The sequence below is a fragment of the Streptomyces sp. ID05-39B genome (assembly GCF_033794725.1).
Lineage (GTDB): Bacteria > Actinomycetota > Actinomycetes > Streptomycetales > Streptomycetaceae > Streptomyces > Streptomyces bobili.
In genome coordinates this window covers 1-998 of sequence record NZ_JARGEF010000523.1, presented here as the reverse complement: position 1 = coordinate 998, position 998 = coordinate 1, and the positions used below count along the sequence as shown (strand labels likewise).

1 protein-coding gene is annotated in these 998 nt (G+C 73.6%); it reads right to left on the bottom strand.

Annotated elements, in window-relative coordinates:
* The coding region (locus tag P1P75_RS41670) for a SulP family inorganic anion transporter (protein ID WP_319265286.1) at positions 1 to 791 on the bottom strand (791 nt) is incomplete at its 3' end.
* Positions 792 to 998: the final 207 nt, after the last annotated feature.

The window sequence follows — 998 nt, the reverse complement described above, 5'->3', positions numbered from 1 at the left end:
AGCACGGCCACCTCACCCCGATGCCCACGCCACCACACGCGCACCTCCCGCACGGGAACGAGCCCGAAGCCGACGTACAGAAGCAGTGCGGCCACCGCCGCGACCGGGACCACCCCCACCACCCCGAGCAGCCCCAGCACGCCGACCACCATCACCTGCACCCCCACCCGACGCGGCACCCACGCCGACGACGACTGCGCCGACGCGACCAGCACGAGCGCCACGACGGCACCCATCACCCCCACTTCGGCCGGCCGCCCCCACTCCGCCGCGCCCGGCAGCCGGACGGCATCGGCCAGACCGCCCAGCTCGATCCGCCGCACCTCCAGGTCGAGTGCCCAGGTCACGGCCGCCGCCGACATCACCGCGACCAGCGGCGCCGGAACCAGCCGCGCACCCCGCCGCCACCGCCCCCACAACAGCGACACGACCAGGGTGGCACCCCCCACCGACAACGCCACCGGATCCCCCGACCCGGCCTGGCTGACCAGCCCGGCGAGCTTCCCGAGCCCGCTCGCCGGTACGGCCGTGTCCCCGAGGGCGTACACCTGCCCGGCGACCAGGATGATCCCGATGCCGGCGAGCATCCCCCGGACGACGGCCACCGGCACGACCCGGGACCACCGCCCCAGCCGCATCAGCGAGGCGGCCGACCCGCCGATCGCGCCGGTGGCCAACCCCAGCTCGGCGGGTACTCCGCAGGTCAGGGCCATGCCCACGCACACGGGCAGCGCGACGAGGAAGACGACCAGGGAAGCGAGTAGTTCGGTCCTGCGGACACCACGGCGCATGACGACGGCACCTCCGGCCGGAAAGGGGAGATGCGGAGGGCCGCGTCCGGGGAGAGCACGGCGCACTGAATCCCAGTGTCGTAAGACCGAGTTGGGCGCGCACCAGAAACAACCGATCACCACACGAACGTGGAAGCGCGCGAACCGAACCATCTCGCCCGGCACGCGCCGCCTCACCCCACACGCGCCCCCACCGAACAACACGCC